This is a genomic window from uncultured Microbacterium sp. (assembly GCF_963521695.1).
In the GTDB taxonomy this organism is placed as follows: domain Bacteria; phylum Actinomycetota; class Actinomycetes; order Actinomycetales; family Microbacteriaceae; genus Microbacterium.
The window spans coordinates 1-4,033 of the sequence record NZ_CAUQWC010000269.1; the positions used below are offsets into that span (position 1 = coordinate 1).

Genomic DNA, 4,033 nt, shown 5'->3' on the forward strand with positions numbered 1-4,033 from the left:
GAAGTCCTGCAGGGCGAGGGCGTTCATCACGGTGCCGAGCATCCCCATGTAGTCGGCACGTCCGCGGTCCATGCCGCGCTGGCTGAGCTCGGCGCCGCGGAAGAAGTTGCCCCCGCCAACCACGATCGCGATCTCGACCCGGTCGACGGCCTGGGCGATCTCTCGCGCGATCTGACTCACGACATCCGGGTTCACACCCAACTGGCCGCCCCCGAACGCCTCCCCCGACAGCTTCAGAAGAACTCGGCGGCGCTTGCTGGCCTCATCGATCACGTGTGGTGTCCTCTCGTCTTTAACAAACTATCCCCCGCGCGTTTCCTGCGTGCGTCCGCAGCGGTGAGGGCGGGGATCCGCTCGGCGTGCGGGCAGGGAAAAGGCCCGGGATGCCGTGGCATCCCGGGCCTCATCATGTGCGTGTTACGCGCCGACCTTGAAGCGGGCGAAGTCGGTCAGAGTGAGACCGGCGTCGGACGCGACCTTCGCGACGGACAGCTTGTTGTCCTTCGCGTAGTCCTGGTCGAGCAGCGAGACCTGCTTGAAGAACGCGTTGACGCGGCCCTCGACGATCTTCGGCAGAGCGGCCTCGGGCTTGCCCTCGTTGCGGGAGATCTCGGTGACGATCTCGCGCTCCTTGTCGACGTCGGCCTCGGGCACGGCGTCGCGGGTCAGGTACGAGGGGTTCGCGAACGAGATGTGCTGCGCGATGGAGCGAGCGGTCTCGGCGTCGTCACCGGTGTAGGCGAGCACCACTCCGACCTGCGGGGGCAGGTCCTTGCTGGTCTTGTGCAGGTACACCTCGAACTTGTCGCCCGAGATCGTGCGCACGCGACGCAGTTCGACCTTCTCGCCGATGATGGCGGCCTCGTCGGAGATGAGCTGCTCGACGGTCTTGCCGTCGGCGTCGGCGGACAGAGCCGTCTCGACCGAGTCGGCGCCCGCGGCGGCGGCGGCGTCGACGACCTTGTCGGCCAGAGCGATGAAACGCTCGTTCTTGGCCACGAAGTCGGTCTCGCAGGCGAGCTCGAGAAGCGTCACGGAACCGTTGGTCTCGCGAGCGGCGACGAGGCCCTCGCTCGTGGAACGGTCGGCGCGCTTGGCGTTGCCCTTGGCACCCTTGAGGCGCAGGATCTCGACGGCCTTCTCGACGTCGCCGTCAGCCTCTTCGAGCGCCTTCTTGGTGTCGACCATGCCGGTGCCGAGCTGCTCGCGCAGCGCCTTGATGTCGGCGATCGTGAAGTTTGCCATGGTGTGGCGGTCTCCTTGTCGTATTCGTTCTCGATGTGAGCCCGGCGGGGCCGTGTCGCCACCCTTGAGCGAGGGGGCAGTCACGACCCCGCCGGATCGTAGCCTGTGCGGGTGACGCGCCGATCACGCGATGGTGAACCGGGCGTCGCGCGGCTTACTTGCTGTCGGTGGCCTCGGCGTCAGCAGCCTCGGCGTCGGTTGCCTCGGCGTCGGCGACCTCGGTCGCGGTCTCGCCCGACTCGGCGGCGACGGTCTCGTCATGAGCCTCGGCGCCGGCGGCGTCGGCGGGCGACTCCGTTGCGGCCTCGGTGGTCTCGGCGTTCGTCTCAGCGGGCGTCTCGAGCAGGTCGCGCTCCCACTCGGCGAGGGGCTCGGCAGCCTCGTCCTCACCGGCGGGCTGGTGGCGCTGGATAAGACCCTCGGCGGCGGCGTCGGCGATGATGCGCGTGAGCAGGCTCACCGAACGGATCGCGTCGTCGTTACCGGGGATCGGGTACTGGAACTCGTCGGGGTCGGCGTTGGTGTCGAGGATGCCGATCACGGGGATGCCGAGCTTCTTGGCCTCGTCGACCGCGAGGTGCTCGCGCTTGGCGTCGACGACCCAGATGGCCGACGGCGTCTTCTGCAAGTTGCGGATACCACCGAGCGACTTGTGCAGCTTGTCGAGCTCGCGCTTCTTGAGCAGCAGCTCCTTCTTGGTGAAGCCGCTCTCGGCCGGGTTCTCGTAGTCGAGCTCCTCGAGCTCCTTCATGCGGGCGAGACGCTTCGACACCGTCTGGAAGTTGGTGAGGAGGCCACCGAGCCAGCGCTGGTTGACGTAGGGCTGGCCCACGCGGGTCGCCTGCTCGGCGAGGACTTCCTGCGCCTGCTTCTTGGTGCCGACGAAGAGGATGGTGCCGCCGTGCGCGACGGTCTCCTTGACGAACTCGTACGCCTTGTCGATGTACCCGAGCGACTGCTGCAGGTCGATGATGTGGATGCCGGAGCGCTCCGTGAGGATGAAGCGCTTCACCTTCGGGTTCCACCGGCGGGTCTGGTGTCCGAAGTGAACGCCGCTGTCGAGCAGCTGGCGGATGGTGACGACGGCCATGGTCGTACTCCTGTTTCTGGGCGCTTTCGCGCCGTGGTTGTGGTTGTTCGCGTCGGGCGGTTCGCCTGACGAGCCTGGTGCCCGGCGCACACCCGCCACCCGCCGGAGCGGAGGACCATGGGGTGTGGATGCCGCGCGGTGCGTCATTCGCGAGAACGACGCGGTGCGCAATGGGCACGCGGAGTCATCCCGACATGCGGGATGCATCCCCCAGCATACAGGACCGCTCCTCCCCACCGCGTGCCGGTCCCCACCCATGCCGAGAGTGCGGCCCGCCGGCGGACGCGCGCGCCAGACTGCCCCGATGATGTCGGCATCCCTCCGTTCCTTCGCGGTGCTCGCCGCGCTCCTTCTCGCGGTACCGGACCCGCTGGCCGACCTCGGATGGGTGTGGCCCGTCGAGCACGTCCAGGTCGTACGCCCGTACGAGGCTCCGGCCCACGCGTACGGACCGGGCCACCGGGGACTCGATCTCTCATCCGGCGAGGTCGTTCGCTCTCCCGCCGACGGGCACGTGGCGTTTGCGGGCGAGGTGGCCGGTCGCCCCGTGGTGACGATCGATCACGGGGGCGGGCTGGTGACGACGCTCGAACCCGTCGCATCCGATCTCGCCGCCGGCGATGCCGTCGCGCGGGGGGCTCCGGTGGGTCGACTCACGGCGGGCGGGCACACCGCGCCGCGGACGCTGCATTTCGGGGTACGCCTGGACGGGGAGTACATCAACCCGTTGCGGCTGCTCGGCGGCGTGCCGCGGGCGGTCCTGCTGCCGTGCTGCTGACGGATCCGCGGACCGTGGTGACGCCGCTGCACGGGGTGGCGGGCCGACGATGTCGCACTCGCACGTGCCGGGTCGTCAGCGGATCTTGTTGCCGCTGCCCGACACGACCGCCGACCCGACTCCGCCTCCGGAGCGGACGACGTTGTCGTGTCCGCGAACGATGACCGAGGGGATGCCCGACGCCGCCTCGGTGGTCGTGCGGTCGCCATCGATCTCGATGCGTCCGATGCCGGCAGCCGAGGTCACCGCACCGTCGTCTCCCTCGACGATCAGCTCGTCGGCGCTGGCGACCTGCACGCGGATGCCGTCACCCGAGATGCGGAGCGATGCCACGGTAGCCGCGGACGCGTCGACCGTGAGCGCGGAGCCCGTGACCGTCAGATCGGTACAGGTACCCGTGACGCGGAACGACTGCTCGGCGCCCGACACGATCCGAATACCGTCGCCGCAGTCGAGCGCGACGGCGTCGTCGGATGTGGATGCCGTGGGCGAGGGGGCGAGGGGGGTCGCCGTCGATGACGGGGCCGCGGTCTGGGCGACCTGTCCGTCGGGGCTCGGGGACACGCGCGATTCGGCCGGTCGCGGGACACTGACGTAGATGCACCCCGCCAGGAGGGTGGTGAGGGCGGCCACGCCGGAAAGAGCGAGCAGACGCCGGTTCATGACCTCACGGTAGGGCCGGAAGAAGGCGCTCACCAGGGGGACGTCTCCCCCGACGGGTGGGCACGATGGGGTGTCTCGTGCGGGGTCGATTCGGTCGTGGAGACCGCGGGGCGCGGCGGTGCGGGCGTCGTCGGCCCGGGTCAGCCAGGCACGAAGGTGCGCCGGCCGCGCCAGGTGGGGAAGGCTCAGCGTCAGGCGCGCGGGTTCGCCGGCCGCGCGGGAGATTGACGGCTCTGCCCCACGCGTGAGGGTGCGAC

General features: G+C 69.5%; 4 protein-coding genes and 1 pseudogene. 1 reads left to right on the forward strand and 4 read right to left on the reverse strand.

Going from position 1 to position 4,033, the window contains the following annotated elements; translation table 11 throughout:
* The 3 genes and pseudogenes from pyrH to rpsB all read right to left on the reverse strand — a co-directional run.
* Window positions 1-273, reverse strand: a pseudogene (gene pyrH, locus RWP81_RS14935) (UMP kinase); the annotation flags it as partial.
* 144 nt (window positions 274-417) lie between these two features.
* Window positions 418-1,245, reverse strand: coding sequence for a translation elongation factor Ts (tsf, locus tag RWP81_RS14940; RefSeq protein WP_055954158.1), 828 nt, complete (start codon window positions 1,243-1,245; stop codon window positions 418-420).
* A 154-nt stretch (window positions 1,246-1,399) separates the two neighbouring features.
* Window positions 1,400-2,335 (reverse strand): 30S ribosomal protein S2, encoded by a 936-nt coding sequence (gene rpsB / locus RWP81_RS14945; protein WP_314457412.1) that lies wholly within the window; start codon window positions 2,333-2,335, stop codon window positions 1,400-1,402.
* 304 nt (window positions 2,336-2,639) lie between these two features.
* On the opposite strand from rpsB, the gene RWP81_RS14950 reads away from it, so the two are divergent.
* Complete coding sequence (locus RWP81_RS14950; protein ID WP_314457414.1) at window positions 2,640-3,113, forward strand: M23 family metallopeptidase; 474 nt, start codon at window positions 2,640-2,642, stop codon at window positions 3,111-3,113.
* Between the two features lie 75 nt (window positions 3,114-3,188).
* Here RWP81_RS14950 and RWP81_RS14955 read toward each other — a convergent pair whose 3' ends face one another.
* Window positions 3,189-3,776: a hypothetical protein gene (locus RWP81_RS14955; protein ID WP_314457416.1), complete on the reverse strand. Its 588-nt coding sequence runs from the start codon at window positions 3,774-3,776 to the stop codon at window positions 3,189-3,191.
* Window positions 3,777-4,033 lie beyond the last annotated feature (257 nt).

Coding starts and splice junctions, on each gene's coding strand:
- tsf (WP_055954158.1), bottom strand. CDS start 1,245: ATGGCAAACTTCACGATCGCCGACATCAAGGCGCTGCGCGAGCAGCTC.
- rpsB (WP_314457412.1), bottom strand. CDS start 2,335: ATGGCCGTCGTCACCATCCGCCAGCTGCTCGACAGCGGCGTTCACTTC.
- RWP81_RS14950 (WP_314457414.1), top strand. CDS start 2,640: ATGATGTCGGCATCCCTCCGTTCCTTCGCGGTGCTCGCCGCGCTCCTT.
- RWP81_RS14955 (WP_314457416.1), bottom strand. CDS start 3,776: ATGAACCGGCGTCTGCTCGCTCTTTCCGGCGTGGCCGCCCTCACCACC.